This is a genomic window from Micromonospora sp. RP3T (assembly GCF_003027925.1).
Taxonomy (GTDB): Bacteria; Actinomycetota; Actinomycetes; order Mycobacteriales; family Micromonosporaceae; genus Micromonospora.
Genome location: NZ_PYPS01000023.1, coordinates 1 through 26,329 on the forward strand (window position 1 = coordinate 1; position 26,329 = coordinate 26,329).

Annotated in this window: 33 protein-coding genes; 22 read left to right on the forward strand and 11 right to left on the reverse strand. The window is 73.4% G+C overall.

Features of this window, described 5'->3' with window-relative positions; translation table 11 throughout:
• Nucleotides 1-298: 298 nt before the first annotated feature.
• Nucleotides 299-958 carry an HAD family hydrolase gene (locus tag C8054_RS18920; protein ID WP_107158139.1) on the forward strand — a complete coding sequence of 220 codons (660 nt, stop codon included), beginning with the start codon at nt 299-301 and terminating at the stop codon, nt 956-958.
• A gap of 66 nt (nt 959-1,024) precedes the next feature.
• On the opposite strand, the gene C8054_RS18925 is transcribed toward C8054_RS18920, so the two are convergent.
• Nucleotides 1,025-1,516 carry an SDR family oxidoreductase gene (locus C8054_RS18925; RefSeq protein ID WP_233219719.1) on the reverse strand — a complete coding sequence of 164 codons (492 nt, stop codon included), beginning with the start codon at nt 1,514-1,516 and terminating at the stop codon, nt 1,025-1,027.
• A 37-nt stretch (nt 1,517-1,553) separates the two neighbouring features.
• Between C8054_RS18925 and C8054_RS31745 the strand changes: the two genes are divergently transcribed.
• Complete coding sequence (locus tag C8054_RS31745; protein ID WP_158273871.1) at nt 1,554-1,718, forward strand: hypothetical protein; 165 nt, start codon at nt 1,554-1,556, stop codon at nt 1,716-1,718.
• A 97-nt stretch (nt 1,719-1,815) separates the two neighbouring features.
• On the opposite strand, the gene C8054_RS18930 is transcribed toward C8054_RS31745, so the two are convergent.
• Nucleotides 1,816-2,580, reverse strand: a complete 765-nt coding sequence (locus C8054_RS18930; protein WP_107158140.1) for an LPXTG cell wall anchor domain-containing protein — start codon at nt 2,578-2,580, stop codon at nt 1,816-1,818.
• 119 nt (nt 2,581-2,699) lie between these two features.
• Here C8054_RS18930 and C8054_RS18935 point away from each other — a divergent pair, with 119 nt between their 5' ends.
• Together C8054_RS18935 and C8054_RS18940 are read left to right on the forward strand one after the other, a co-directional pair.
• Nucleotides 2,700-3,002 (forward strand): helix-turn-helix transcriptional regulator, encoded by a 303-nt coding sequence (locus C8054_RS18935; protein ID WP_107158141.1) that lies wholly within the window; start codon nt 2,700-2,702, stop codon nt 3,000-3,002.
• Nucleotides 2,999-3,385 (forward strand): VOC family protein, encoded by a 387-nt coding sequence (locus C8054_RS18940; protein ID WP_107158142.1) that lies wholly within the window; start codon nt 2,999-3,001, stop codon nt 3,383-3,385. Before C8054_RS18935 ends, C8054_RS18940 begins: the two co-directional genes overlap by 4 nt.
• Nucleotides 3,386-3,398: 13 nt before the next feature.
• Here C8054_RS18940 and C8054_RS18945 read toward each other — a convergent pair whose 3' ends face one another.
• Nucleotides 3,399-3,989, reverse strand: coding sequence for a dienelactone hydrolase family protein (locus tag C8054_RS18945; protein ID WP_107158143.1), 591 nt, complete (start codon nt 3,987-3,989; stop codon nt 3,399-3,401).
• A gap of 64 nt (nt 3,990-4,053) precedes the next feature.
• Here C8054_RS18945 and C8054_RS18950 point away from each other — a divergent pair, with 64 nt between their 5' ends.
• On the forward strand, nt 4,054-4,635 hold the full coding sequence (locus C8054_RS18950; RefSeq protein ID WP_107158144.1) for a helix-turn-helix domain-containing protein: 582 nt from the start codon (nt 4,054-4,056) through the stop codon (nt 4,633-4,635).
• A gap of 97 nt (nt 4,636-4,732) precedes the next feature.
• Entirely contained in the window at nt 4,733-5,680 is a 948-nt protein-coding gene (locus tag C8054_RS18955; RefSeq protein ID WP_107158235.1) for an L-threonylcarbamoyladenylate synthase, read from the forward strand.
• Nucleotides 5,681-5,687: 7 nt separating this feature from the next.
• Here C8054_RS18955 and C8054_RS18960 read toward each other — a convergent pair whose 3' ends face one another.
• Nucleotides 5,688-10,160 (reverse strand): cation-translocating P-type ATPase, encoded by a 4,473-nt coding sequence (locus tag C8054_RS18960; protein WP_107158145.1) that lies wholly within the window; start codon nt 10,158-10,160, stop codon nt 5,688-5,690.
• A 156-nt stretch (nt 10,161-10,316) separates the two neighbouring features.
• Here C8054_RS18960 and C8054_RS18965 point away from each other — a divergent pair, with 156 nt between their 5' ends.
• From C8054_RS18965 to C8054_RS18975, 4 genes are all read left to right on the forward strand, one after another.
• On the forward strand, nt 10,317-10,577 hold the full coding sequence (locus tag C8054_RS18965) for a hypothetical protein (RefSeq protein ID WP_107158146.1): 261 nt from the start codon (nt 10,317-10,319) through the stop codon (nt 10,575-10,577).
• Nucleotides 10,578-10,631: 54 nt separating this feature from the next.
• Entirely contained in the window at nt 10,632-12,005 is a 1,374-nt protein-coding gene (locus C8054_RS18970; RefSeq protein ID WP_107158147.1) for an MFS transporter, read from the forward strand.
• Between the two features lie 75 nt (nt 12,006-12,080).
• Nucleotides 12,081-12,230, forward strand: coding sequence for a hypothetical protein (locus C8054_RS32320; protein WP_199199841.1), 150 nt, complete (start codon nt 12,081-12,083; stop codon nt 12,228-12,230).
• Between the two features lie 97 nt (nt 12,231-12,327).
• Entirely contained in the window at nt 12,328-12,876 is a 549-nt protein-coding gene (locus C8054_RS18975) for a YbaK/EbsC family protein (protein ID WP_107158148.1), read from the forward strand.
• A 36-nt stretch (nt 12,877-12,912) separates the two neighbouring features.
• Here the strand turns inward: C8054_RS18975 and C8054_RS18980 are convergent, their stop codons facing one another.
• The 3 genes from C8054_RS18980 to C8054_RS18990 form a co-directional block, all read right to left on the reverse strand.
• Nucleotides 12,913-13,545, reverse strand: a complete 633-nt coding sequence (locus C8054_RS18980) for a DsbA family protein (protein WP_107158149.1) — start codon at nt 13,543-13,545, stop codon at nt 12,913-12,915.
• Nucleotides 13,546-13,565: 20 nt separating this feature from the next.
• Nucleotides 13,566-13,991, reverse strand: coding sequence for a SufE family protein (locus C8054_RS18985; protein ID WP_107158150.1), 426 nt, complete (start codon nt 13,989-13,991; stop codon nt 13,566-13,568).
• A gap of 78 nt (nt 13,992-14,069) precedes the next feature.
• Nucleotides 14,070-14,489 carry a CBS domain-containing protein gene (locus tag C8054_RS18990; RefSeq protein WP_107158151.1) on the reverse strand — a complete coding sequence of 140 codons (420 nt, stop codon included), beginning with the start codon at nt 14,487-14,489 and terminating at the stop codon, nt 14,070-14,072.
• 135 nt (nt 14,490-14,624) lie between these two features.
• Here C8054_RS18990 and C8054_RS18995 point away from each other — a divergent pair, with 135 nt between their 5' ends.
• Both C8054_RS18995 and C8054_RS19000 read left to right on the forward strand, forming a co-directional pair.
• Nucleotides 14,625-14,999 (forward strand): VOC family protein, encoded by a 375-nt coding sequence (locus C8054_RS18995; protein WP_107158152.1) that lies wholly within the window; start codon nt 14,625-14,627, stop codon nt 14,997-14,999.
• A gap of 170 nt (nt 15,000-15,169) precedes the next feature.
• Nucleotides 15,170-15,664, forward strand: a complete 495-nt coding sequence (locus tag C8054_RS19000; protein ID WP_233219720.1) for a class I SAM-dependent methyltransferase — start codon at nt 15,170-15,172, stop codon at nt 15,662-15,664.
• On the opposite strand, the gene C8054_RS19005 is transcribed toward C8054_RS19000, so the two are convergent.
• Both C8054_RS19005 and C8054_RS19010 read right to left on the reverse strand, forming a co-directional pair.
• Nucleotides 15,639-15,830, reverse strand: coding sequence for a DUF397 domain-containing protein (locus C8054_RS19005; protein ID WP_107158154.1), 192 nt, complete (start codon nt 15,828-15,830; stop codon nt 15,639-15,641). The genes C8054_RS19000 and C8054_RS19005 overlap by 26 nt on opposite strands.
• On the reverse strand, nt 15,821-16,624 hold the full coding sequence (locus tag C8054_RS19010) for a helix-turn-helix transcriptional regulator (RefSeq protein ID WP_107158155.1): 804 nt from the start codon (nt 16,622-16,624) through the stop codon (nt 15,821-15,823). Before C8054_RS19010 ends, C8054_RS19005 begins: the two co-directional genes overlap by 10 nt.
• Nucleotides 16,625-16,710: 86 nt before the next feature.
• Between C8054_RS19010 and C8054_RS19015 the strand changes: the two genes are divergently transcribed.
• The 7 genes from C8054_RS19015 (at nt 16,711) to C8054_RS19045 (ending at nt 21,378) form a co-directional block, all read left to right on the forward strand.
• Nucleotides 16,711-17,070: a hypothetical protein gene (locus tag C8054_RS19015; RefSeq protein WP_199199846.1), complete on the forward strand. Its 360-nt coding sequence runs from the start codon at nt 16,711-16,713 to the stop codon at nt 17,068-17,070.
• Nucleotides 17,067-17,633 (forward strand): putative immunity protein, encoded by a 567-nt coding sequence (locus C8054_RS19020; protein WP_233219721.1) that lies wholly within the window; start codon nt 17,067-17,069, stop codon nt 17,631-17,633. Before C8054_RS19015 ends, C8054_RS19020 begins: the two co-directional genes overlap by 4 nt.
• Entirely contained in the window at nt 17,630-18,145 is a 516-nt protein-coding gene (locus C8054_RS19025) for a putative immunity protein (protein ID WP_107158157.1), read from the forward strand. The genes C8054_RS19020 and C8054_RS19025 overlap by 4 nt, the downstream gene beginning before the upstream one ends.
• A gap of 103 nt (nt 18,146-18,248) precedes the next feature.
• On the forward strand, nt 18,249-18,779 hold the full coding sequence (locus tag C8054_RS19030; RefSeq protein ID WP_107158158.1) for a SigE family RNA polymerase sigma factor: 531 nt from the start codon (nt 18,249-18,251) through the stop codon (nt 18,777-18,779).
• Nucleotides 18,776-19,963, forward strand: a complete 1,188-nt coding sequence (locus C8054_RS19035) for a hypothetical protein (RefSeq protein WP_107158159.1) — start codon at nt 18,776-18,778, stop codon at nt 19,961-19,963. Before C8054_RS19030 ends, C8054_RS19035 begins: the two co-directional genes overlap by 4 nt.
• Nucleotides 19,964-20,157: 194 nt before the next feature.
• Nucleotides 20,158-20,928 (forward strand): SGNH/GDSL hydrolase family protein, encoded by a 771-nt coding sequence (locus tag C8054_RS19040; RefSeq protein WP_107158160.1) that lies wholly within the window; start codon nt 20,158-20,160, stop codon nt 20,926-20,928.
• A 3-nt stretch (nt 20,929-20,931) separates the two neighbouring features.
• The gene (locus C8054_RS19045) at nt 20,932-21,378 is read left to right on the forward strand and encodes a hypothetical protein (protein WP_107158161.1); all 447 of its coding nucleotides are present in this window, start codon (nt 20,932-20,934) and stop codon (nt 21,376-21,378) included.
• A 23-nt stretch (nt 21,379-21,401) separates the two neighbouring features.
• Here the strand turns inward: C8054_RS19045 and C8054_RS19050 are convergent, their stop codons facing one another.
• Together C8054_RS19050 and C8054_RS19055 are read right to left on the reverse strand one after the other, a co-directional pair.
• Nucleotides 21,402-22,607 (reverse strand): hypothetical protein, encoded by a 1,206-nt coding sequence (locus C8054_RS19050; RefSeq protein ID WP_107158162.1) that lies wholly within the window; start codon nt 22,605-22,607, stop codon nt 21,402-21,404.
• A complete protein-coding gene (locus C8054_RS19055; RefSeq protein WP_107158163.1) occupies nt 22,600-23,130 on the reverse strand; it encodes an RNA polymerase sigma factor in 531 nt (176 codons plus the stop codon). The genes C8054_RS19050 and C8054_RS19055 overlap by 8 nt, the downstream gene beginning before the upstream one ends.
• 143 nt (nt 23,131-23,273) lie before the next feature.
• Between C8054_RS19055 and C8054_RS19060 the strand changes: the two genes are divergently transcribed.
• The 3 genes from C8054_RS19060 to C8054_RS19070 all read left to right on the forward strand — a co-directional run bounded on the left by C8054_RS19060 (nt 23,274) and on the right by C8054_RS19070 (nt 26,329).
• Nucleotides 23,274-24,176, forward strand: a complete 903-nt coding sequence (locus C8054_RS19060) for a sulfurtransferase (RefSeq protein WP_107158164.1) — start codon at nt 23,274-23,276, stop codon at nt 24,174-24,176.
• Nucleotides 24,177-24,289: 113 nt separating this feature from the next.
• Nucleotides 24,290-24,913, forward strand: coding sequence for a TetR/AcrR family transcriptional regulator (locus tag C8054_RS19065; protein WP_107158165.1), 624 nt, complete (start codon nt 24,290-24,292; stop codon nt 24,911-24,913).
• 78 nt (nt 24,914-24,991) lie between these two features.
• Nucleotides 24,992-26,329 carry an acetyl/propionyl/methylcrotonyl-CoA carboxylase subunit alpha gene (locus C8054_RS19070; RefSeq protein ID WP_107158166.1) on the forward strand — a complete coding sequence of 446 codons (1,338 nt, stop codon included), beginning with the start codon at nt 24,992-24,994 and terminating at the stop codon, nt 26,327-26,329.

A 26,329-nucleotide genomic window follows, 5' to 3' on the forward strand; every position in this document is an offset into this window, starting at 1 on the left:
GAAGCCCTCGGCTACCGCGTCACCCTCGACCTCGCCGCCTAACGCACCACCCCACAAGACCCATCCCGCGCCGCTTCGCGACGCGGGATGCTGCCGCACGTCAAGTCACGGTCGATTTTCGAGTTAGGGGTTCGAGTCCCCTGGGCACCACCAGCACTTTCACTGGTTGATCTCGACCCCGAGTACAGCCGCCGTACAGCCGAGCGGCTCGTCGGTTCAGTGGCGACAGAGGACGATGCGTCCTACCGGCGTTCGGGACGAAGGGTGCTTGGCTGCACCCCCGGGTACGTTGCTGACTATGCAGCGGTTGGCGCTCTTCGATCTCGACAACACGCTCGTGGACCGTTCGGAAGCGTTCCGGCGCTGGGCGGTGGAGTTCTGTGCCGATCACGGGCTGTCCGACGACGCGTTGGCCTGGCTGATCGCTACGGATCAGGACGGTTCCGTGCCCCGCGACTGGTTCTTTGGCGAGGTGGCGGACCGGTTCGGCCTGGCATCAAGGGACACCATGTGGGGGCAGTACCGACGCCGGATGCCGGAACTGGTGAGTTGCCCCGAAGAAGTGCTGGCGTCGCTGACGCTACTACGCGACGACGGCTGGACCGTCGCGATCGTGACCAACGGTCAGGCAGACAACCAGTTGGGCAAGATCAGGCGTACGGGGCTGGACCGACGCGTCGATGCCTGGGCAGTTTCCGGAGAGGTGGGCATCCGGAAGCCAGCACGCGAGATCTTCGAGGCGGCAGCCCGTGGGTGCGGTCTCGATCTGGAAGGCGGGGGCTGGGTGATCGGTGACAGCCCGGTCCTTGATGTCGAGGGTGGCCGCGCGGCGGGGCTTGCCACCCTATGGGTCAGCCGCGGGAAGGGCTGGCCTTCGGAACTCGCCCCGCCTGATCGCACCGTTACGGACGTGGTGGCCGCTGTTCAAGTGCTACGAGATGAGGACACCGGGCGGTAGTTGTACAGCCACCCGTACGGCCGTAGCCGTGCGCAAGGGTGGCCAGCCCGGCGGTGAGCCGATGAATCAGATGGTGAAGCCTCCGTCGACGCTGACTGTTGCCCCGTTGAGGTAATGCCCATCCGGGCTGGCGAGGAACGCCACCGCAGCGGCTACGTCGGCTGGCTTCGCGTAGTGGCCGAGGGTGGTGAACCCGTTGATCGTGTCGGCGTTGGGGCCGTCGGCCGGGTTCAGTAGATGGACGACATTGTGAGAAAGGGCCCGGAAGCCGAGCATGTCGACGTCACTGAGATCGACAGGGGTTATGTCTATAATCCTCGCCATGAAAAATTTGAAAATTGCCGGTGGGGCCGCCACTGCCCTTGCCACGGCTCTCCTCGTCGGAGGGATCGCGACCCCGGCGCAGGCGGCGACCGGCCCGGAAATCTGTGGCGGCTCGGAGTACGTTCGCATTGCGGCGCACGAACTTCCCAACGGCCGTCTTGTGGTTTCGAAGCACCGGAACAGCAACACCATGTGTGCGGTGACGTTCAACACCTCCGGCTCGACGCGATACACCCGAGCAACGCTCGTCAGGGTGCCCGCAGGCGGCGGGGTGACGTACGGATCGAAGGAGGATGCCGGCCAGTACACCCAGTACGCCGGGCCGATCTACCTCGCGAACCAGTACCCGAACAACGACTTCTACGCCGAAGGCCAGGTCGGCGGCAACAGCGTCCAGCTCTACTGCACGCTCACGTACTGCGCCGTTCCCCGCTAGTTCCAGGACCTGACCTGACAAAGGGTGGTGGGGTTTCTTCCTCCTCAGGTGATGCGCCCGGCCCGACGAGATGTCGAGCCGGGCGCGTCGGCGTCAGCTACGCCACGAAGCGGGAGCGGCGTCGGCGTCCGATCAGGTAGCCCGCGCCGCCGAGCAGCAGAAGCACCGCGCCGATGGTGACCACGGTCGCGGTGTCGGCACCGGTCAGGGGCAGCCCGCCGCCCGAGCCGCCGGGGGCGTCAGCGCTGGCGGAGGGCGCAGCGGTCGGGGCCCCGGTCGTGGTGGCGCTGGACGTGGCGCTCGGTGTGGGCTGCGCCGTGGGCGTGGGCGTGGGCGTGGGCGTGGGCCGCGGTGTCGACGTCGGCGTCGGCGAGGACTGGGACGCGCAGTCGAGTGCCCGCGCGGCGTACCGGCCGTCGTTCAGGTAGGCCAGGTAGGCGTCGACGGACGGGGCGTCGAGCACCTTCTTCGCGGCCGCCCGCACATTGGGGCCGGCGTTCGTCAGCGTCTGGGCCACCGACACCCGCAGCGCCGTCGACCAGGCGTTCTCCAGGTCTGTCCGGAGGAATGCGCGGAGATCGTCGGCGGTGCCGTTCAGTCGTTCCTGGAGGGCGCCGGGCAGCACGGGCAGCGACTCGCGGTTCGCCTCGGCCAGGATCTGGTTGGCCAGCAGCCGTACCTGGGTGGTGGTGGCGGTGTCCAGGTCGATGGCGACCATCGTGCGGACGTCCTGGTAGACCTTGCGGTCGACCGTCTGGCAGGCCTCGTTCGGCCCGGGTGACGGCGTTCGTGCCATGGCCGGTGCCGCCGGAATCAGCAGGGCCAGCGCCATGAGGACGCCGGCCGGGAACTTCCCTCGCATGTGTTCTCCCCGTTGTAGATCAAACAGGGGATATTACCGGCGACGAATGCGCCCCGGGTGCCCGAAGTCGGCCGGGACGCGCCCGTTCCGGTGCTTGATAGGCAAGTCAGCACTTGCCTATGATGAGCGGCGTGGGCGACCTGTACCAGGCGCTGGCCGATCCCACCCGCCGCCTGATCCTCGACGAGCTGACCGAGCGCGACGGTCAGACGCTGTTCGAGATCTGCGGTCGGTTGGCCACCCGGCACCAGGTCGGCTCGTCCCGGCAGGCGATCTCCCAGCATCTCGATGTGTTGGAGGCCGCCGGCCTGATCGTCACGCGCCGGCAGGGCCGGTACAAGTTCCACCACCTCGACACCCGGCCGCTGCGTGCCATCACCGAGCGGTGGCTCAGGCCCGAACCCACCCGGGAGGCCCCATGAGAATCAACCTGACCAGCGTGTACGTCGACGACCAGGAGAAGGCTCTGCGCTTCTACACCGACGTGCTGGGCTTCGTGAAGAAGACGGACGTGCCGACCGGCGAGCACCGCTGGCTGACCGTCGTCTCGCCGGACGCTCCCGACGGGGTCGAACTGCTGCTGGAACCGGAGGCCCACCCGGCCGCCAAGGCGTTCAAGGAGGCCTTGGCGGCCGACGGCATCCCGTTCACCCAGTTCGCGGTCGACGACGCGGCGGCCGAGCACGAGCGGCTGCGGCAGCTCGGCGTGTTGTTCACGCAGGAGCCGGTGGACATGGGGCCGGTGGTGACCGCCGTCTTCGACGACACGTGCGGCAACCTGATCCAGATCGCCGAGTACCGGTAGCGCGGGCGATCGGTCAGCCCAGCCGGGCGAGGAGGTCGCGGCTGCGGGTCACCACCAGCGTGGTCGCCTCCGCGTCGTACGACGGGAGCGAGCTGTCGGTGAACAGGTGCCGGTCACCGGGGTAGACGAACAGCTCTCCCCGGTCCGGGCCGACGATCGAGACCAGTTCGCGGGCGGCGTCGACGTCACCCTCCAGACCGAAGAACGGGTCCCGCTCCATGCCGTGCACCTGCACCGCCACGCCGTCGGGCCAGGGGCCGATCGCCCATTCGCCGGTGACCGGCAGGCAGGCTTCGTAGAGCAGGGCGGCCCGCGCGCCGGCCCGGGTCTGGGCGAGCCGTTGGGCGATGGCGGCGCCCCAGGAGACGCCGACGTGGACCAGGTCGGGGCGCAGGTCCGCGGCGATCCGGTCGGCTCGCCGGTCGAGGACGTCGGCGCCAATGCGCTTGACCAGCGCGGAGCCCTCTTCGACGCTGGCCGGCTGCTCGCCGTCGAAGAGGTCGGGGAGGTGCACGGTGTGCCCGCCCGCCCCGAGGGCGCCGGCGAGGGCGCGTACGCCGTCGGTGAGCCCTTGCAGGTGGTGGAAAAGGAGGATCTCGGCCATCTCTAGACTCCCGACTGTCGGACCAGAATCATCGAACGAACCAGAATATTAGAACGGTCGAGAAATGTCGGTCAATAAACGGGTCCCGGACTACGACCTCGACGACCTGCTCGTGGTCACCGCGCCCGAGCAGTTGCGTGCGCTCGCCGACCCCCTGCGCGGCACCCTGCTGGAGCTGCTGCTGGAGCGCGCGGCCACGGTCAACGAACTGGCCCGCGCCGTGGACCGGCCGAAGAGCAGCGTGGCCTACCACGTGAACCAGCTCGTCGACGCCGGGCTGCTGCGGGTGGTGCGTACCCGCCGGGTCCGGGCCATCGAGGAACGCTTCTACGGCCGGGTCGCGCGCACGTTCTACGTCGGCGTGCTCAACCGGCCCGAGGACAAGCAGGTCGTCGCCCGGATCAACGGGCTGGCCGAGGCCGCGGCGGAGGCCGCCGCCGCGCACGCCGCCGACGAGCTGCGGTGCACGCTGGTGCACGCGCGCATCCCGATCGAGGACGTGCGGGAGTTCTGGACGGAGGTGCAGGCGTTGGCCCGGCGGTTCGCCCAGATCCCCCGCGCCGGTGACCAGGTCTTCGGCTTCGCCGCCGGCGTCTACCCCACCGACGCACCCACCCTCCCCGACCCGGACCACCCCGCCGACTGACCCCGCCCGCGCCGAGCCGCGGTGTGGCGGGGGCCGGCACGGAACGGGGAGCGGGGCAGGCTAGCGTCGCAGCGTGAGCAACGGATCCCCGCGTGTCCTGCCGGCCGGCAGCGGCATCGACGAGGCCGCCGCCGTCCTGCGCGCCGGCGGGCTGGTCGCGTTCCCCACCGAGACGGTCTACGGGCTGGGTGCGAACGCACTCGACGCCCGGGCCGCGGCGCGGATCTTCGAGGCGAAGGCGCGGCCCAGCTTCGACCCGCTGATCAGCCACCTGGCCGACGCCGCCGACCTGCCCGCGCTGGTCGGCGCCGTGCCGCCGGCCGTGGCCGCGCTGGTGCGGCGGTTCTGGCCGGGTCCGCTCACGCTGATCGTGGACCGGCCGGCGGCGATTCCGCCGATCGTCACGTCCGGCCTGGACACGATGGCCGTCCGGGTGCCCGACGAGCCGGCCGCCCGGGCGTTGATCGCCGCCGCCGGCGTGCCGGTGGCCGCGCCGAGCGCCAACCGGTTCGGCCAGCTCAGCCCCACCCGGGCCGAGCACGTGGTGGCCGGGCTGGGCGGCGCGGTGGACGTGGTGCTCGACGGCGGGCCCACCCGCTGCGGCATCGAGTCGACGATCGTGGACGCCCGGGGCGAGCGGCCGGTGGTGCTGCGGTTGGGCGCGCTGCCGGTCGAGGCGCTGGTCGAGGCGATCGGACCGGTCGAGGTCCGCCAGGGCAGCTCCGGTCAGCCGGTCGCGCCCGGGACGCTGGCCGCGCACTACGCCCCGCGTACCCCGTTGCGGTTGGGTGCGGCGGACGCGCGCGACGGCGGCCGGCGGGGATTCCTGGCCTTCCGGGAGCCACCGGCGGACGGCGACTGGACGGCGGTGGAGGTGCTGTCGCCGGCGGGTGACCTGACGGCGGCCGCCGCGCGGCTCTTCGACGCGTTGCACCGGCTCGACGCGGCCGGGGTGACCGAGATCGTCGCCGAGCCGGTGCCCGACGAAGGGGTCGGGCGGGCGATCAACGACCGGCTGCGCCGGGCAGCCGCCACCTGGCAATAGGGCCCCGTCAGGACGAGCCGGGCTGCGGCAGGCGGTCCACCAGCCGGGTCAGCGCGCCGTTGGCGAACGTCGCGCCGAGCGCCGAACCGGTGGCGATGGTCCAGCCCACCGGGCCCAGCGGGGTACAGCCGAAGAACTGGCTGACCCCGGGCGTCTGCACCACCAGGACCAGTACGCCGACGGACGCGGCGGTGGCGGCCAGCACGGTCGGGCTGGTGCCGCCGGCCAGCACGGTCTGGCCGAGCTGGGTGCCGATCAGCGAGGCGAGCGCGACCGTACCGGCCCGGCGTTGCGTGCCGGTCCACCGGGCCAGCGTCCAGCCGGCGGTCGCGCCCAGCGTGGTCGCCGCCGCGCGCAGCCCGATCTCCCGGGTCATGGTGGCGCCGAGCGACGAGTCGGGGCCCTCCCGCAGCAAATGGTCGGTGCGGTCGTCGGCCGGTGGCCGGACCGCGATGGCGAGCGCCGGCGCGAGGTCGGTGAGCAGGTTGACCAGCAGTAGTTGCCGCCCGGTCAGCGCGGACCGGCCGGTCGAGGCGGCGGTCAGCACACTGAACGCGATCTCGCCGAGGTTGCCGCCGACCAGGATGCTCAACGCGTGCCGGACCGACGACCACATGGCCCGTCCCTCGACCAGCGTGGCGATGATCGTCTCCAGCCGGTCGTCGGTGACCACCAGGTCGGCGGCGGCGCGGGCGGCCGGTGTGCCCCGCTGGCCGAGCGCGATACCCACGTCGGCCAGCCGGATCGCCGGGGCGTCGTTGGCACCGTCGCCGGTCATCGCCACGGTCCGGCCCCGCTGCTGCAACGCCTGGATGATCCGGACCTTGTGCGCGGGTGTGCAGCGGGCCACCACGTCGGTGGCCATCAGCCGCTCGGCGAGCGCGCCGTCGTCGAGCCGGTCCAGGTCGGTCGCGGTCACCACCCGCTGCTGGCCGTGGTCGGGACTGATGGTGGCCGCGATCGCCTCGGCGGTGGCCGGATGGTCGCCGGTGATCATGACGGTGTGCACGCCGGCCGCCCGGATCCGCTCCACCGCCGGCCGGGCGCTCTCCCGCACCCCGTCCGCCAGCGTCAGGAAACCCACGAAGACCAGACCGTCGACCTGCTCGTCGGTGACCGCGTCGGTGGACACCCGGCACTCGGCCACGGCGAGGATCCGGTGCCCGGCGCCGGCCCGGTCGGCCAGCATGGCCTGCACCTCGTCCCGGCCGGCCGGGTCCAACGGCCGGTCACCGGTGGCGGTCCGCCGGGACGCGCAGCGCGGCAGCACCGACTCCGGCGCGCCCTTCACGCTGAGCAGCGAACCGTCGGCGGTGCGACCGACAGTGGCGCTGTAGCCCCGGGACGGCTCGAACGGCAGCCCACCGGTCGCGGTCCACTCCGCCGCGCCGGTGCGCTCGGTCACCCCGGCCTTGTTCGCGCCCCGGCGTACCGCGCGGTCGGTCTGCTGCGGCAACTCGTCCGGGTCGGCCGCGGCCGGAGTGGCCCGCAGCGCCGCGGCCAGCGTCGACCGGAGCGGCTCGTCGTCGACGCGGTCCGCCGGGGCGTACCTGTCGTCGCCGGTGCCCACGCCGGCCAGCAGCAGCTTCCCCTCGGTCAGCGTGCCGGTCTTGTCGAAGCAGAGCACGTCGACGCGGCCCAGCGCCTCGATCGTGCGCGGGTTACGGACCAGCGCGCCGTGCGCGGCCAGCCGCCGCGCCGCCGCCAACTGCGCGGCGCTGACCAGGAACGGCAGCCCCTCCGGCACCGACGCCACGGCCAGGTTCGCGGCGGTCGCCGCCGTCTCGGCCAGGGGTACGCCCCGGAGCAGCCCCGCCCCCGCCACCGCGATCGCCGAGCCGGCCGCCAGCGGTACGGCGCTGTTCGTCAGCTTTCCCAGTCGCGCCTCCACGCCGCTGACCGGCGGGGCCTGCCGGGCCAGCGCCAGGCTCCGCCCCGACTCGGTCTCCGCGCCGGTGGCCACCACCACGGCGGTGCCGTGCCCGGCGGCCACCGTGGTGCCCTCGAACAGCATCGAGTGCCGCTCGGCGATCGCCGCCGCGACCACCGGGTCGGGGCTCTTCGCCACCGGCAGCGACTCGCCGGTCAGCGACGACTCGTCGGCCTCCAGGCCGTCACTCGTCAGCACCCGGCAGTCGGCCGGTACGGCGTCCCCGGAGGAGATGCTCACCACGTCGCCCGGCACCAGGTCCTCGGCGGGCACCACCCGTTCCGCGCCGTCCCGTCGTACCCGGGCGGTGACCGCCGAGCGGGACAGCAGCTCGGCCAGCGACCGTTCGGTGTTGCGCTGGTGCACGGCGCCGATCAGCGCGGAACCGCCGACCAGTCCGCCGACCAGCGCCGCGTCGACGAGGGAGCCGAACGCGGCGGAGAGCACCGCGCCGGCGGCCAGCACCGGGGTGAGCGGGTTGGACAGTTCGTCGACGAAGGCGCGGAGCAGCCCGGCCGGCCCGTGTCCGTCGCCGGGACCGGCACCCCGCCGACGCTCCGCCTCCTCGTCGGTCAGTCCGCCGGAGTGCGTGCCGAGCTGGTCGAGGACGGTCTCCACCGGCATGAGATGCCAGGCGGTGAGCGCGGGCACCGGCGTGCCGGTGCGGTCCGGCAGCCGGTGCGCCCGGAACACGCCGTGCGCGAACGCGACCGCGGCGGCGCCGTTCACCGCTGCCATGGTCCGGCCGGGCAGTTGCCGCCGGTCGGCGGTGAACGCGCCGAGCGCGCCGAGCCCGCTGCCGGCCATGGCGATCCGGATGTTCTGCCGGGTCATCCGGCGCGCCACCCCGGCGGCGTCGATGAGCAGGGCCGGGACGCGCAGGTCGTCGCCGACCAGCAGGTGCGCGCCCCACGGGGGCAGGTCGTCGGGCGCGGCCACGCCGAGACCGCAGTCGGCAGCCGCGAGCGCCGACCGCTCGCCGGAGACCACCAGCACCACCGCGCCCTCGCGTTGCAGGTCGCGTACCGCGTCGGCGAGCCGGGTGCCACCCGGTACGCGACGGTCGCCCACGTCGTACCGGCCGTCCTCGGCGCCACCGATCACGAGCCGGAACCCGGCCTGACGGGTGGCGGACACCAGCGCGTCCACCCCGGGGGCGGGTTCCGGCTCGACCCGCAGCACGGCGGCGAGCCGGCCGTCCCGGGCCAGCCCGAGCAGCCGTCCGCCGTCGGCGCGCAACCGTTCGCTGTCCGGGGTGTCCCCGGGGTCCTCAGCCGCGAGCCGGTCCAGGGGCCCGATCTGCCAGCCGTCGTCGGCGCGTACCGCGTCCGGGTCCGCCGGGTCGAAGAGGGTGAACGCCCGGGCGGCCACCTGACCGGTGTCGGCGCCGGGCAGCGGCGCCAGGTCGGCCAGCACGCCCCGGTCCGAGCCGAGCACCGCCGCGTCCAGCAGCACCGTGTCGATCCGGTCCAGCTCGCGCAGCACGCTGCGGTCCATCGCGATCACGCCGCGCCGGGCCAGCATCCGGCCGAGCTGCGCCGCGTACCCCTCGCGACCGCTGCCGGGCGCCTTGGACAGCGCGGAGAGCGCCAGCGCGGCGGCCCGCTTGCCGCCGGCGAACGGCACCGCCGCCGCGCCGGCCGCCGCGCCCGCCGCGAGCATCCGCTGGACGTAACGCTCGGCCTGGCCGTCCGGGACCGGGCAGGGACGTTCACCGTCCGGCACCCGGGCGACCGCCCGGTCCGGGTCGCCGGTCAGCCGCGGTTCGGCCCGGCTCCAGGCGGCGAGCTGGGCGCGCGCCTCACCCCACTGCACCACCCGCTGCGCGCCGTCGAGCACGATGCCGGCCCACCCTCCGGTGAGGCCCTGCACCACCGCCTCGGCCAGCGGGAAGAACACCTCGGCGCGGGGGTCGGCGCGGAGACCCCGGTCGGCCAGCGCGTGCAGCTTCGGGTGCAGGTCGACCGCGTTCAGCAGGCCCGCGACCTCCCCGGGGACCGGGGTGAACGGCAGGATCCGGGTGGCCGCCGAGATGGTCAGGCCGAGCGCGTCGGAGGCCAACGCGCCGAGCGTACGAGGGGTGCGCGGCCCTTCCTCGGGCGGATGCGGCGGCGGGATCTCCGGGTCCGGCTCGTACGGGCAGGTGTGCTCGGCGCGCGCCACCGTGTCGATCAGGTCCCGCAGCTTCGGCGCCGGCTCCCGGGTCGCCACCACCACCCGGCCGGACGGCGCGTTCACCCGCGCCCAGGCCACGCCGGGCACCGCCGCCAGCGCCGCCTCGACCTGCCGGGCCAGCCGGTCCCCGCCGTCCTGACAGACACCGTGCACCTCGATGTGGTGCCGGCCGTCGGCGGACCACACCCGACGGCGGGTCAGCCCGGCCACCCGGGCCAGCCGGGTGGCGGCCGTGCCGACCGCGCCCGCCGCCCCGGTCACCCCGGTCGGCACGGCGGCGCCGGGCAGGACCGAACCGACGGTACGGGCGACCCGCGCGACCGCGTCCGGTACGGCGGCCGGCGACAGCAGGAGACCGGCGAAGCCGTACGCCATCTCGCCTCCCGGACTCGTCCCGGCGGCCCGACTTCCCGGCGAGGCATCCGTTATGCCCTTCAGGAGGGGGAAGTTTCCCGACTGCCGGGGCATGGATGCCCGGGGCGGTGGAATGCCGGTCGGGTCGATGCCGTCGTCGTAACCGGGGAGGCTGGGATGAGCACGCTGACACGACATCTGAGCGGATCGCGGGAGATGGTCCGGGCGTACAGCCGGCGGGTGGACGTGCCGTTCCTGGGTCAGGTGGCGGTGCCCCCGCCCGACAAGCTCGCCTACTACGCCGGCATCGGGGTGCTCACCGCGTTGCAGGTCATCGAGTGGCCGCTGGCCCTGGTCATCACCGCCGGCCACGTCCTGGCCGACCAGCACTTCTCCGGCCTGGTGAAGGGCGTGGGCGAGGCGCTGGAGACCGCCTGACGAGACCGGGCCCACAGTTGACCTCAACCGCGGTTGAGGTCGCAGGCTGGGCGCATGACGATCGCCGCCACCGCCGCAGCGGAGGACCGGGACCTCTGGTCACCACGCCTGCGGGCGATGACCGTGGGCAGCGTCGCCCTGGTGTCGCTGCTCGCCTTCGAGGCGCTCGCGGTGGGCACCGCCATGCCGACGGTCGCGCGCAGCCTGAACGGGCTCGGCCTGTACGCGCTGGCCTTCGGCGGCCCGTTCGCCTCGGGCGTGGTGGCGATGGTGGCGTCCGGCATCTGGTGCGACGCGCGCGGACCCCGGCCGGCGATGTGGCACGGGGTCGCCTGGTTCGTCACCGGGCTGGCCGTGGCCGGCGCCGCCACCAACATGGGGACGCTCGTCGTCGGACGGGTGGTGCAGGGCTTCGGCTCCGGTCTGCTCTCCGTGGCGCTCTACGTGATCGTCGGGCACGCGTACCCGGAGCGGTTGCGGCGGCGGATGTTCGCCGCCTTCGCGGCGGCCTGGGTGGTGCCGTCGCTCGTCGGTCCGGCGCTGGCCGGCCTGATCGTCGAGCACCTGGGCTGGCGTTGGGTGTTCCTCGCGGTGCCGGCGGTCGCGGTGCCGGCGGTGCTGCTGATCCAGCCGGGCCTGCGGACGCTGGTCGGCGTCGTGCCGACCCGGCCGCCGGTCGGCGCGCTGGCCCGGGTGGGTTGGGCCTGCGGCGCCGGGGCGAGCGCCGCGCTGCTGCACTACGGGGGGCAGCAGCGCGGCGCGTACGCCGTCGGCCTGATCGGCGTGGCGCTGGCCGGGATGCTCGCCTGCGTACCCCGGTTGCTGCCGCCCGGGTTCCTGCGGGCGGCGCGCGGGCTGCCGACGGTGATCGGCCTGCGCGGGCTGGCGTCGGCGGCGTTCGTCGGCGCGGAGGTGGTGATCCCGCTGATGCTCTCCCGGGAACGCGGGTTCACGCCCACCGGCGCCGGGTTGGTGCTCACCGTCGGGGCGCTCTCCTGGTCGGTGGGCTCCTGGTTCCAGGGGCGGATCGCCGCGCCCCGGTCCGCCGCCAGCCTGCCCCGGGCCGGGCTGGCCTGCATCGCGGTCGGCACGGCGGGTGTCGCCTCGGCGCTGCTGCCGGGCATGCCGGTCGCGCTCGCGGTGTTCGCCTGGGCGGTCGCCGGCCTCGGCATGGGGCTGCTCTACCCGTCGTTGTCGGTGCTCACGCTGGAGCTGTCCGCCCCGGCCGAACAGGGCCGGAACTCCTCGGCGCTGCAACTGGGCGACTCGCTGGCGGCGGCCACCGTGCTGGCGCTGACCGGGGCGGTGCTGGCCGCCGGTTCGTCGCCCGGCCCGGCCAGCTACGCGGCCACGCTCGCCGTCGCGGCCGGCTGCGGCCTGCTCGGCCTGCTGCTCGCCGGCCGGGTGGCCCCGTCGGCAGCGGGCTGACCGGTTCGACACGTTCGGGGGAACGGGGCGAAGACGAGAGCCGGTCGCGTCCGTCGCCGACCTACCGTTTACCTCATGCTGGTCTTCGTCGCCACCGTGGTGCTCTACGTCTTCGGCTTCGTCTTCCTCTACGGCGTGATCCGGGTCGGGGTCCGGCACGGCATCCAGGACGCCGAGGCGAACCGCCCCGAGCCGCTGCAGCGCCGCCAGCTCACCGAGGTGTAAGGAGGGGGCCCCGGTTAACGGATTCTGCATAGCAGGGGGCCCCGCTTAACGCGCTGGCGAGCGGATTCTCCGCACAGGTGCGAGGATCGCACCCGTGATGGGGACGCTGAAGACCGAGTCGGCCCGCCTCCGGCTGGACCTGCTGGCGCCGCCGGTCGCCGCAGCGGTGGAGCGGTGGCCGGACGAGGCACCGGTCGACGTGGACGAGGTGCTCGTCGCCCCGATCGACGCCGAGTTGGCCGACACCGCGGCCTTCTGCGCGGCGTACGAGGTGGAGCTGGCGGAGTCGGCCAACTGCGTGGTGGTCGCCGGCAAGCGTGGCGGCGAGACCCGGTACGCCGCCTGCATCGTGCTCGCCACCACCCGCGCCGACGTGAACGGCGTGGTCCGCAAGCTGCTCGACGTCCGCAAGGCGAGCTTCGCGCCGATGGCCGAGGCGGTGGAGCTGACCGGGATGGAGTACGGCGGGATCACCCCGATCGGGCTGCCCGAGGAGTGGCCGATCCTGGTCGACGCGCGGGTGATCGCCACGCCCCACGTGATCATCGGATCGGGCGTACGCCACAGCAAGATCGCCCTGCCCGGGCCGGCGCTCGGCGCGCTGCCCGGTGCGCAGGTGGTGGACGGGCTGGCCCGACCAGCCTAACCGCTCATCGGCATCGATCTTGTTCCACGTGAAACATCACCCGGCCGCCTCGCGCTGCTCGACCTCGCGCAATGCGGCGAGCAGCGTCTCCGGCTCCTGGGCGCCGGTGACCGCGTACTTCCCGGCCAGCACGAACGTCGGCACGCTGGAGACGCCGAGCTGGTGCGCGGCGCTCAGGTCGGCGGCCACCTCGCGGCGACCGAGGTTCGACGTCAGGTAGCGGCGCGCCTCGGTCTCGTCCAGCCCGACCTCACCGGCGAGCGTGACGAGCACGTCGATCGAGCCGACGTCCAGGCCGTCGTGGAAGTGCGCCCGGTAGAGCCGCTCGACCGTCTCGGCGGCCCGACCGTGCTCGGTGGCGAACCGCACCAACCGGTGCGCGTCGAACGTGTTCGCCGCCACCGCGCGGTCGAACCGCAGATCGAGCCCTGCACCAGCGGCGACGCCGGAGACGTGGGCGGCCATGCCCTCGGCCTTGTCCCGGCCGCCGAACTTGTCGCCCAGCGCGTCCAGCAGCGGCCTCGGCTCGGCGACCGGCGTCGGGTCGAGCTGGAACGGCCGGAATCGGACGGTCACCTCGCCGTCGTACGAGTCGAGTGCCTGTTCGAGCCGGCGCTTGCCGATCCAGCACCAGGGGCAGACGACGTCGGCGTAGATCTCGATCTCCATGACCAGCGACAACCCGCCGGTCAGGCGATCTGTTCCCGGACCTGCCGCTTCAGTCGGGCCAGGATGGCCGTGCCGCCGCGTACCCGGAGCGGGCTGATCGCCTGGGCCAGGCCCATCCGTTGGTAGAGGTCGTCCGGTACGGCCAGCACCTGCTCGGCGCTCGCCCCGGCCAGCCCGTCGGCGAGGATGCCGGCGAACGCCCGGGTGGTCGGCGCCTCCGGCGGGCAGTCGAAGATTGTGTTCACCGTGCGGTCCGCTGTCACTTCGGCGCGCAGGAAGAACGCGGTCTGGCACTCCGGGACCTGCTCCAACTCCTCCCTGTCAACTCCCTCCGGCAGGGGCGGGATCACGTCGGCGAACTCCAGCAGCATCTCCAGAACGACGTCGCGCGGGGCGGCGGCGAACTCGTCGACGATCTCGGCAAGCTTGGTCGGCATCTCGGGCATGGGTCGAGGCTATCCGCCCCTCTGGTGGTGAGAAGGGGCCCCTTCTCTACCAGAGGCGTTAAGAAGGGGCCCCGCCTTTCACGAGTTCGGGGCGGCCTCGCTGATGTCGCTGAGGGCGGACTGGGGGTCCAGCTGCATGGCCAGGTCGCCCAGGGAGACGATGCCGACCAGCTTCCGGTCGCTGTCACACACCAGTACGCGCCGGATGTTGCGCTCGCGCATCAGCGCGGCCGCCTCGTTCGCGGTGCAGTGCTGCTCGATCATGACCACCTCGCGGGTGATGATCGACCCGATCGTGGTGGTGCCCGGGTCGGCGCGCTCGGCCACGGCGCGTACCACGATGTCGCGGTCGGTCAGCATGCCGGCGAGCGTGGCGCCGTCGGTCACCACCACGTCGCCGATGTCCGACTCCTTCATCACCCGGGCCGCCTCGTCCAACGGGGTCTCTGCGGGAAGGTAGACGACCTGCTTGGTCATCACGTCACTGACGCGGTACATGAGAGCCTCCGAAACGCCTCGGTCGATCCGATTGCGGTACCCGGTGGCACGATCGCTACACCCGGTTGCGGCGCGTCGCGTCACGCTCAACGCGAAATCGCGTGACCGACGTCGGTGTCGGGTAGGAAGACCGCCATGAGTGAGCGACCGCGTTTCTCGTTGACGTCCACCGTGCTCGACGCGCCCTCCGCGCAGGAACTCGCCGGCTTCTACGAGCGGCTGCTCGACTGGCCGCGAAGCGAGGACGAGCCGGAGTGGGTGGTGCTGGCCGCGCCGGGCGGCGGGGCCACGCTGGCGTTCCAGGACGAGCCGGCGTACGTGCGTCCGGTGTGGCCGGCCGGCCCGGGGGACCCGCCGATGATGCTCCACCTCGACATCAAGGTCGACGACCTGGCGGCCGCCTCGGCGTACGCGGTGTCGCTCGGGGCCACGCTGGCCGACCACCAGCCGCAGGACGACGTACGGGTGCACCTCGACCCGGCCGGTCATCCGTTCTGCCTCTACCTGTGAGGCGCTGCCGGCGGGTTAGTCTGCCCGGGTGACCGTCACTCCGTCGGCTCGCGCGCTGAGCCAGTACGCGACGACGACCGGCAATCTCACCGCCCGGATGGCGCTGCACGCCTACGGCACCAACCCGCAGGACTGGTTCGCCCCGGCTGCGCGAGCTGCCGGCGGCCCGCGTGCAGCAGTGCGACGCCACGCACCTGCCCTACGCGGACGCCGCCTTCGACGTGGTGATCGCCAACCACATGCTCTACCACGTCGACGACCCGGACGCGGCGTTGCACGAGTTCGCCCGGGTGCTGCGCCCCGGCGGGCGGCTGGCCGTCGCGCTGAACGGCCGCGACCACCTCGCCGAACTGGACGCGTTGGGCCCGGCCATCGGCCACCCCGACCTGTCCGTCGGCCGCCACCGGAACGACGTCACGGCGGAGACGACGCCGGCCCGGATCGCCGCCCACTTCACCGACGTGACGGTGGAGCGCTATCCGGACGAGCTGGCCGTGCCCGCCGTGGCGCCCGTGCTGGCGTACCTCGCCAGCATGGTCGGGCCGCTCACCGCCGCGCAGGAGTCGGCCGCCGACGACCTGGTCCGGGCCCGCATCGAGGCGGAAGGCGCCTTCCGGGTACGCAAGCACTCGGTGCTGATCAGCGCGACCCGCGGCCCCCGCTGACCCGGACGAACGCACGCCAGGCGTCGGCGGTGAAGGTGAGCACGGGACCGGTCGGGTCCTTGCTGTCCCGCACCCCGACCACCCCGGCCAGGTTGCCCGCCACCTCGACGCACTCACTCTGACCACTACGGCTCGACTTCCGCCAGATCGCGCCGGTCAGCTCCATGACTCGACCACTTCCTTCATCAGCTCGATCGACTGGCGGCGGGACAGCGCGTCGCTCCGGACGCTCTCCCATCTGGACAGCAGGATAGCCACGTCCTCATCGCGGTCGATCACCGTTCCGCCGAGCTGGTTCTCCAGGTAGCCGATCCACCCACCGTCGCCGCCCCGGGCGAGCGTGAACGGGCCGGTCAGTCCGATGTGCAGGCTGACGTCAGTCGGAACGACATGGACAGCGACATGACGCAGCTCGCTCGCCTCTATCAGATGCGTGAGCTGCTGGCTCATCACCGCACGAAAGGACTCGTCCGCGCGCCGCAGCACGGCTTCCTCGATCACCGCCACGAACTTGGGTGGGTCGGCCCGGGTGAGCACGGATTGCCGGTCGAGCCGGACCGCCAGCCGGCGATCGGCGTCCTCGGTGCCGAGCATGTCGTCCGTACCGATCATGGCGCGGGCGTAGTTCTCGGTCTGCAACAGGCCCGGAATCAGGCTCGGTTGGTAGCAGCGCAGTTGTTGGGCATGGCGTTCGGCGTCCAGCCAGGGGCGGAACCAGCTCGGCTGGCCGTCCCGTTCGGCGAGCTTCAGCAGCGACGTCAACAGCCCACCGGTGCCCAGCACCTCGTCGGCCCGGCTCAGGAAGAACCGGTCCAGCGGACGCTGGCCCAGCTCCACTGCCGACACCTGCGAGTTGGAGAAGTGCACGAGTTTCCCGAACTCCTCCTGACTCAGCTCGGCCTTCAGCCGCAGCCGGCGGAGTTGGGCGCGGATCAGTTCGGCGGTCGGCTCGTTCTCCACCCGTCCTCCTCGATCGGTCGTGCGGTTCCCGGATCCGCCCCGCCCCGGCCGTGGCGACTTCCGAGCGTAGTGCTCGGATCAGCACACTGTCACGCATGAACCTGCCCGTACCCCGGCTCGGGCCGCACCCGGACCGACCGCGTCCCTGCCCGCCGGGCCACCCGGCGCACCTGCCGATCCGGCCGCTGTGGCTCTGCCGCGCCTGCGGCGGCCCGTGGCCCTGTGCCCCGGCCCGGCTGCTGCTCACCGCCGAGTACGCCGACCACCCGGTCGACTTGGCCGTCTACCTGTCCGGGCTCTACCACGAGGCCACCCACGACCTGTTCCGGCTCGCCCCGCACGACGGCCCGACCCCACGCGAACTGTTCGACAGGTTCGTCGGCTGGGGGCCCTACCGTCGAGGCGCTGCCGGGCGCGCCGTCGAGGGATACGATCCACCGACGTGACCGCCCGCAGGAATGTCGTGTCCGGAGACTTCGACCTGACCATGGACGAGTTGCGTGCCGTGGCGCACTACGTGGTCCGGCACGCCGAGGACGTCCTGCCGGTCTTCGAGCACGCCGTACCCGATGATCCCCGGCCCCGGGCGGCGATCGACGCGGCCCGCGCGTTCGTCGACGGCGCCGACCGGACGCGCCGGCAACGCGTGACGGCCGTGGACGCCCACCGGGCCGCCCGGTCCGCGCCCACCGAGACCGCGCGCCTGGCCGCGCGGTCCGCCGGTGATGCCGCCGCCGCCGCGTATCTGCATCCGCTCGCGCAGGCCAGCCAGGTCGGCCACATCCTGCGGGCCGCGGCGAGCGCGGCGTACATCGGAGAGCTGACGGCCGGCGGTGACCCGGCGGCCGGCGACGCGCTGCTGGAGCGGTCGCGGCAGTGGGCCACCCCGGTGCTCGTCGACGTGCTCCGCCGCTACCCGCCGGTGACCGGCGGCAGCAGTCGGGCCGCCCGGCTGATGAGCAAACTGGACGATGCCCTGCGCGCGGGCGGAACGGAGCACCGGTCGTGATCCTGCCGAAGGTCCGGGACCCCCGCTTCGTGACCATTCGCCGGGGCGGGACGCTCACCGACGACGATCACCGGCTGCTCGCGCTCTGGGCCGCCTCGTGCGCCGAACACGTCCTCGGTCTCTTCGAGACGGTCCGCCCCGACGATCCGCGACCGCGCCAGGCGATCGAACACATCCGGGCCTGGGTGCGCGGCGAGGTCACGATGATGGTGTCCCGCGCGGCCGGCGGTCACGCCATGGGGGCGGCCCGGGACCTGCGGGGAGCCGCCCGACACGCGGCGTACGCGGCCGGCCAGGCCGGGGCCGTCGCCCACGTCGCCGCGCACGAACTGGGCGCCGCCGCGTACGCCATCAAGGCGGTACGGGCCGCCGCGTCACCGGGGGAGGCCGACGCGGCGGGCCGGCGCGAGTGCCGTTGGCAGCGCGACCAGCTTCCCCCGGCGATCCGTGAGCTGGTCCTCGACGACCAACGGCTACGCAACGACATCTGCTGGTCGGTGTTCGAGGACTGAGCCCGCCGGGACCGACCATCCGACGGCGGCAACCATCGAGCGGCGGGGCGACGTCTGGAGAGGCATCAGACCGACGCACCACTGACCCGAAGGACCGGCTCGTGTGGACCCTCTCCTGAGTGAGTTCGACTCGTTCGTGCGCACCCGCACGCCGGCGCTCCTGCGCTCGGCGTACCTGCTCACCGGTGACCAGCACCTGGCCGAGGATCTCGTCCAGTCCGCCCTCGCCCGTACCCACCGCTCCTGGAGCCGGCTGCACGACAGCGGCAACGCGGAGGCGTACACCAGGAAGATCATGTACCACCTCCAGGTCTCCTGGTGGCGACGCCGCCGGGTGGCCGAGTCGATGACGGGCGACCTGCCCGAGCCACGCGGAGGCGACTCGGCCCCCGACCACGCCCAGCAGACCACGCTCCGGCTCACGCTCCGGGCCGCGCTGGCCCGGCTGTCCGCGAAACAGCGGGCCGTGCTGGTGCTGCGGTTCTTCGAGGACCGCACCGAGACCGAGGCCGCCGACCTGCTCGGCGTCACCGTCGGCACGGTCAAGAGCCAGACCTCGAAGGCGCTCGCCAAGCTGCGCACCGTCGCCCCGGAACTCGCCGACCTGTACGCCACGGAAGGAACCGTCCGATGAACCAGGATCGCCTGCGCTTCGACCTGGCCGACCTGGCCGACGAGGTCACCCCGGTCGACCTGCGGGACCGGGCCCTGCGTACCTCCCGTCGGCTCGGCGTCCGGCGGGCCGTCGCCACCTCCGCCGCCGTACTGCTGGTGCTGGCCGCCGCGACCGGGACCGCGCTCGCGATCCGGCCGGACGGTTCGGCGCCCGCGCCGGCCGACCCGTCGGTGACCAGCACCCCGCCGCCGGTGGAGCCCACCCCGACGCCGTCCGTCGAGCCGTCCCGCTCGCCGAACGCCGGTCCGAGCACCACCACCGGCGGGAGTCCGGCCGGGGCTGCGATCGGGCGGCTCTTCTACGGTCCGACGACCACCGGCGAGGGCGCCTCGGCCGTCGGGTATCTCTGGTCCTTCAAGCCCGGCTCACAGCCGACCCGGCTGGCGAAGCTCCCCAGCCTCCCCGCGATCCTGAACGCGGCCGTCTCGCCGGACGGCAGGCGCGTCGCCTGGGTCGACCCGGACGACAACCTGCGGGTGGCCGACGTCGACGGCGGCAACTCCCGGAAACTCACGCCGGGCGGGCACCGTCAGGTGGAACCGGACTGCTGGACGCCGGTGTGGTCCCCTGACTCCCGCCGGCTCCTGCTCTCGGTGATCCTGCGGACCGAGCCGTCCCCGGTATCGGAGAGGGGCATTCTCGATCTCGACACGGGCGCGTACACCAGGATCGTCGGAGTCCAGGGCTGCCACCCGCTGTGGTCGGCCGACGGCAAGGTCCTCGCCTATGCGGACGGGGAGGGCCGGGTGGCGGTGAACCGACCCGACGGCTCGGCGGAGAAGGTGATCCCCGGCATCAGTGCGCCGGGCGCCCGTTCGTCCTTCGACGTCGCGAGCATCTCCCCGGACGGGTCCCGGCTGGCGCTCCTGCTGCGCAAGCCGGACGAGCCGGCCGGTGACGTGGCGCGGGAACTCGACGCGAACGCCGTGATCGACACCCGCACCGGCCGGCAGGTCGACCTGCCGCTCGGCGGCCGGCCGCTGCTCCAGGCCTGGTTCCGGGCCGACGGCAAGCTGGTGGCCCGGGTGAGCGACGGTGACCACAACGTGCTCGTGCTGGTCGGCGCGGACGGCCGGAAGATCGTCGAGAGCCGGGAACCGTCGGCTTTGAAGGACAAGCAGATCCTTCAGGTCGTCGACTGACAGTCGGCTGCGGGGGCGGGCAGCGGAAGGCGGCCCGTCCCCGCAGGCGTACACCACGGGCGGGTGATCGCGGCGGCAGGCCGGAACCGAACGCCGAGACGTCCACCACGTCCGGGCCCGGGGGGTGAGCGGGAGCGCACCGGGCGGTGACAGACTGGACGACGCTTCTGCGGGGGACGTCGGAGGGAGGCGCCGTGCGCTGGCGCAGCTTCGTGGCGGTGGGCGACAGCTTCACCGAGGGCATGGACGACGCATATCCGGACGGCAGCTACCGGGGGTGGGCCGACCTGGTCGCGACCCGGCTCGCCGCCGAGGCCGGCCCCGACTTCCGCTATGCCAACCTGGCCATCCGGGGCCGGCTGTTCCCGAACGTCGTGGCCGAGCAGGTGCCGGCCGCGCTGGCCATGAGGCCCGACCTGATCAGCTTCGCGGCCGGCGGCAACGACGTGCTGCGCCGCAGCTTCGACCCGGACGTCTTCGTCCCGCGCTTCGACGCGGTGGTCGGTCGGCTGCGGTCCGGCGGCAGCGACGTGGTGCTGTTCCGGTTCGCCGACGTGATGGCCCGGCTGCCCGGTCAGCGGCTGGTGGCCCCCCGGGTGACGCTGCTCAACCGGGCCGTCGGTGAGGTCGCCGAGCGGCACGGCGCGATCCTGGTCGACCTCTACGCCGACGAGGCGTACCTCAACCCGATGCTCTGGAGCACCGACCGGCTGCACCTGTCGGCGGCCGGGCACCGGCGGGTCGCCGCGCAGGTGCTCAGCGCGCTCGGCGTGGGCTGCGAGGAGGAGTGGCTGATGGTGCCGCCGCACCCGGCGCCGACCCCGTGGCTCGCCGCCCGCCGCGCCGACCTGCGTTGGGCCGGCCGGCACCTGGCGCCGTGGATCAAGCGTCGGCTGACCGGCCGCTCCTCGGGCGACTTCGTCACCGCCAAGCGACCCGTGCTCGGCCCGGTCGACGCCGGCTGAGCGGTGCGCACCGTCCACGTCGCCGACCTGCTGCGGCTCACCCTCGACGACGAGCCCCGCGCCGGGCTGGCGGTCCTGGTGGGCGGTGACCGCGTCGAGGCGGTCGCGCCGCTGGGCGAGCTGACCGGCGCGTACCCCGAGGTGCGGATGCGGCGGTGGGCCGGCACGCTCGGGCCGGCGCTGGTGCACGACGGCCCGCTGCCGCCCGCGCCGACGCCGCGTGAACGGGTGCACGTGCTGTTCCGGCTCGGCGTCGCCGAGGTGCTCGACGCGCACGTCACCGATCCGGCGCTACGCGCCGCCGCGACCCGCAACGGGGTGGCGGTGCTGCCCGCCGCCCGGCCCCCGACGCTGGTGGCCGGAGGCCGGGCCGACCTCGCCGTGTTCGACGCGGACGGCTCCTGCCGGGCCACCGTGGTCGCCGGGCGGCTGGTGCACCGCCGCGCCTGACCACCATCGGCCAGCCAGGCGGGTCAGGAGAACCGCACCCACGTCCGGTCCGTCCCCCGACCGACGCCGAGGAACCACGACGGCCCGTGCCGGACCGTGATCGTGCCGTCCGGCAGAACGCCCAGCGCGGTGTCCGGTGCCGGCGTCCGCAACGCCTCGCGCAACTCGGGCACCTCGGCGTAGCGACCGCCGGCCACGAACCCCAACCCGCCGTACGCGTCGGCGACCACCAGGAGACCGTCGCCGGGGGCGGCCACCGTCGCGGTGCCGTCCGGCAGGTCCGCCCCGGGCTGCCAACCGTCACCGGCCGGTCGCCACGTGCCGTTCGGCCGGTCGGTCCGGATCAGCCAGACGTCCCGGCCGTCCGGGGCGAGCGCGAGCTGCCGGGCGCCCGCGACCGTCGGCAGCTTCCGCCAGGTGGAACCCTGGTCGGAGCTGGTGACCACGGTCAGTCTTCCGGCGGACCAGACGGCCAGCCAGAGCCGGCCGTCCGCGCCCTCGACCAGAGTGTCCTCCGTGTCCGACCGCATCGTGACCGGCGGCTGCCGGAAGTGCTGGCCACCGCTCACCCGGAGCACGCGTCGTCGCTCGCAGTCCAGTCGGACGCCGTCCGGGGGACAGCCGAGGTAGAGCCCGCTCGGGGTGGCGAAGACGCGCCGGACGGCCGTTGGCGGCGCGTCGTACGGGTGGCTGGTGAACGTGCGCCCGCCGTCGGTCGTGACGAGGTAGCCGCCGCGCGTCGTCACGGCCAGCGTGTCCGCGTCCACGGGCAGGATCTGCACCAGGCCATCGGGCACCGCCGGCAGGTCGGTGGGCCGCCAGGTCACGCCGCCGTCGGTGGTCCGCGCGACGGTACGCCGGCAACCACTCACCGACTCCTCGGCCGGACAGGTGTCGAAGAGCGCCCAACCGGCCCGGGAAGAGACGAAGCGCAGGTCGGCCAGCTCACCGCGTACCCCGGGAAGGGCGACCGTGCGGACGGTGAGCCGGCCGGTCGCCTCGCTCGGCGAGACCGACGGCGCCGGCAGCGGTCCCGGCCGGTCGCCGCGATGGGCGACCGCGAGCGCCGAGGCCGGCCCGGCCAGCGCCACGGCGAGCAGGCCGGCCATCAGGCCGCGCCGCCGCCGGCGCTCCCGGATGCGACGTTGCGCGTCGGCCACGCCGGGCGGCCGGAAGGTCGGTGCCGCCGCGGTCTCGAACTCGACGAACAGCTCCTCCAGGTCAGGCACGGCGCAACTCCGATCCGGTCTCGGTGAGGTGACGGGCGAGCGCGGCCCGGCCCCGGGACAGCCGGGACCGGACGGTGCCTTCCGGCGCACCGACCTGCTGGGCGATCTCGGCGACGCTCAGGTGCGCCAGGTGGTGCAGCACGATCGCGCGGCGCTGGTCGGCGGGCAGGACGGCCAGCGCGTCGAGCAACGCCACCCGATCCGGCTCCGGGCCGGGCACGTGCTCCTCCCGCTGCCGGGCCAGGTGCCGCACGGCGGTACGCATCCGGCGCAGCCGACTGGTGGCCAGGTTCCAGGCCACCCGACGGACGAACGCGGACGGATCGTCGTACCCGGCGATGCGGGGCCAGCGTTCCAGCGCCCGGCAGAACGCCTCCTGGGTCAGGTCCTGCGCCTCGCCGTGGTCACCCAGGTACGCGTAGAGCTGCACCGCGATGCGGTGGAAGTGGGCGCGGTAGAACTCGGTGAAGTCCGCCGGCGCGGTCCCGGCCCGGGGCGGCCCGGTCTGTTGCCGTGGGGTCATCGCGGTCCCTCCGCGGTCGGGGGCGTTCGCAACTGTCACGTACGACCCGCCGGATCCGCTGCATCCCGATCGCCCGATGTCCACCCGCCGGATAGCGGCCGGTGTCACATCCGGCGCGCCCGATCCGGCGTACCTTGGGGCTCATGCCTGTGCCGAGTGATCCGCATCCCCGCCTCCAGTCGTACGCCGACCCGCAGCGCCTGGTCACCACGGAGTGGTTGGCCGAGCACCTGGGCGACGAGGGCCTCGTGGTGGTCGAGTCGGACGAGGACGTGCTCCTCTACGACACCGGCCACCTTCCCGGCGCCGTCAAGGTCGACTGGCACACCGAGCTGAACGACCAGGTCACCCGCGACTACCTGGACGCCGCCAGCTTCGCCGAGCTGTGCGCGGCCAAGGGCATCGGCCGCGACGACACGGTCGTCTTCTACGGCGACAACTTCAACTGGTGGGCCGCGTACGCCCTCTGGGTCTTCTCCCTGTTCGGCCACGCCGACGTGCGGCTGCTCGACGGCGGCCGGCAGAAGTGGATCGCCGAGGGACGGGAACTGACCCGGGACAAGGTCAGCCGGCCCCGCGCCTCCTACCCGGTGCCGGAGCGCGACGACGCGCCGATCCGGGCTTACCGGGAGCAGGTCATGGCGCACGTGGCGGCCGGCCGGCCGCTCGTCGACGTGCGGTCGCCGGGCGAGTACACCGGCGAGATGCTGCACATGCCGGACTATCCGCAGGAGGGCGCGCTGCGTGGCGGGCACATCCCGGGCGCGGTGAGCAAGCCGTGGAAGTCCGCCGCGAACGACGACGGCACGTTCAAGTCGGCCGACGAGCTGCGCGCCATCTACGCCGACCAGCTCGGGCTGAGCCCGGCCGACGACGTGGTGGCGTACTGCCGGATCGGCGAGCGGTCCAGCCACACCTGGTTCGTGTTGCACCACCTGCTCGGGTTCCCGCAGGTGCGCAACTACGACGGCTCGTGGACCGAGTGGGGCAACCTGGTCCGGGCGCCCGTCGTCAAGGGCGACCAGCCCGGCGGCCTGACCCGTTGAGCGTCCCGTTCACCCGCCTCGCCACCGGGGCGGGTGGACGGCGGCGGTGACCAGAACCGACCGGCGGGTAACCACGGGTCCCCCGCCTCGAAGACGAGGTCTAGGCTGGCCCGGTGGCGGTGGAACAGCAGGCGCGGGGGGCGACGGGCGGGGCCCGGCGCCGGTCCCGGCGGGACGAGATCCTGGAGATCGCGGTCGGCCTCTTCGCCCAGCGGGGCTATCACGGCGTGTCGATGGACGACATCGGTGCGGCGGCGGGCGTCACCGGTCCGGCGCTCTACCATCACTTCGCCGGCAAGGAGGCGATGCTGGTCGCGGCGCTGGTGCCGGTCAGCGAAGGGCTGCTCGCCGGTGGCCGGGAGCGGGCCGCCGGCCGTCCGGACGACCCACGCGCCGCGCTGGAGTCGCTGATCGACTTCCACGTCGAGTTCGCGCTGGCGAACCCCGCGGTGATCGCGCTGCACCTGCACGAGCTGGACCGCCTCCCGGACGAGCCGCGCCGCCGGATCCGCCGGCTCCAGCGGATGTACGTCGAGGAGTGGGTCACGGTGCTGACCGCGCTGCACCCGGGCCTGCCGGACGGTGCCGCCCGGGTGCTCGCGCACGCCGCGTTCGGCCTGATGAACTCCACCCCGTTCCTCGGTGGCGAGGTGGATCGCCGGCGCCGGGCCGAGCTGCTGCGCGGCGCCACCCTGGCGGCCCTGTCGGCGCCCACCGACTCCACCGACCCCACCTGACACGCCGCACGCGCCTTAACGCATGTTAAGAAGGGGCCTACACCTCAGGCGTCGAGAAGGGGCCCTTCCTTGCCGAACATGTTTGATTCGCTGCTGGTGGCCAACCGTGGGGAGATCGCGCGCCGGGTCATCCGCACGGCCCGACGGCTCGGGGTGCGGGCGATCGCGGTGCACTCGGAGGCGGACGCCGACCTGCCGTTCGTGACCGAGGCCGACGAGGCGGTCTGCGTGGGCCCGGCCAACCCGGCGCTGAGCTACCGCAACGTGGAGGCGATCCTCGACGCGGCCCGGAACACCGGCGCGCAGGCGATCCACCCCGGCTACGGCTTCCTGTCGGAGAACGCCGACTTCGCCCGTACCGTCGAGAGGGCCGGCCTGATCTGGGTCGGGCCCGGCGCGGACGCGATCACCGCGATGGGCGACAAGATCAACGCTCGGAACCTGATGGCGGCGGCCGGTGTCCCGGTCGCGCCCGGCACCACCGAGCCGGCGGCCGACCTGGACGCCGCGGTCACCGCCGCCACCGAGATCGGCTACCCGGTGATGGTCAAGGCCGCGGCCGGTGGCGGCGGCATGGGCATGGGCGTGGCCGCCGACGAGGCCGCGCTGCGCACCGAGTACGACAAGGTCCGCGCGTTCGCCGAGCGCATGTTCGGCGACGGCTCGGTGCTGATCGAGCGGTACTTCCCCCGGGTGCGCCACGTCGAGGTGCAGATCCTCGGCCTGGCCGACGGCCGGGTGGTGGCGCTCGGCGAGCGCGAGTGCTCGGTGCAGCGGCGCAACCAGAAGCTGGTCGAGGAGTCCCCCTCCCCGGCGGTCTCGGCGGAGCTGCGGGCACGGTTCCTGGCGGCGGCGGTCCGCGCCGGCGAGGCGGTGAACTACCGCAACGCGGGCACCGTCGAATGCCTGCTCGACCCCACCACGCAGGAGTTCTTCTTCCTGGAGATGAACACGCGGCTCCAGGTCGAGCACCCGGTCACCGAGTACGTCTACGGCGTCGACCTGGTCGAGGAGCAGTTGCGGGTGGCCGCCGGCCTGCCGCCGACGTTCGACCCGGACGCGCTCACCCCGCGTGGGCACGCCATCGAGCTGCGGATCAACGCGGAGGACCCGAAGCGCTTCCTGCCCGGACCGGGCGTGATCACCACCTGGAACGAGCCGTCCGGCACCGGCGTGCGGGTCGACTCCGGTTACGTCGCCGGCAACACGGTCACCCCGTTCTACGACAGCCTGCTGGCCAAGCTGATCGTCAGCGGTGACACCCGGGAGGAGGCCGTCGAGCGGGCGCGGGCAGCGGTCGCGCAGTTCGAGGTCGCCGGCCCGAAGTGCAACCTGCCGTTCTTCGCCGAGCTGCTGGAGAACCCGGAGTTCCGCTCCGGCGACTACGACACCGGCATCGTCTCCCGAATGCGCTGA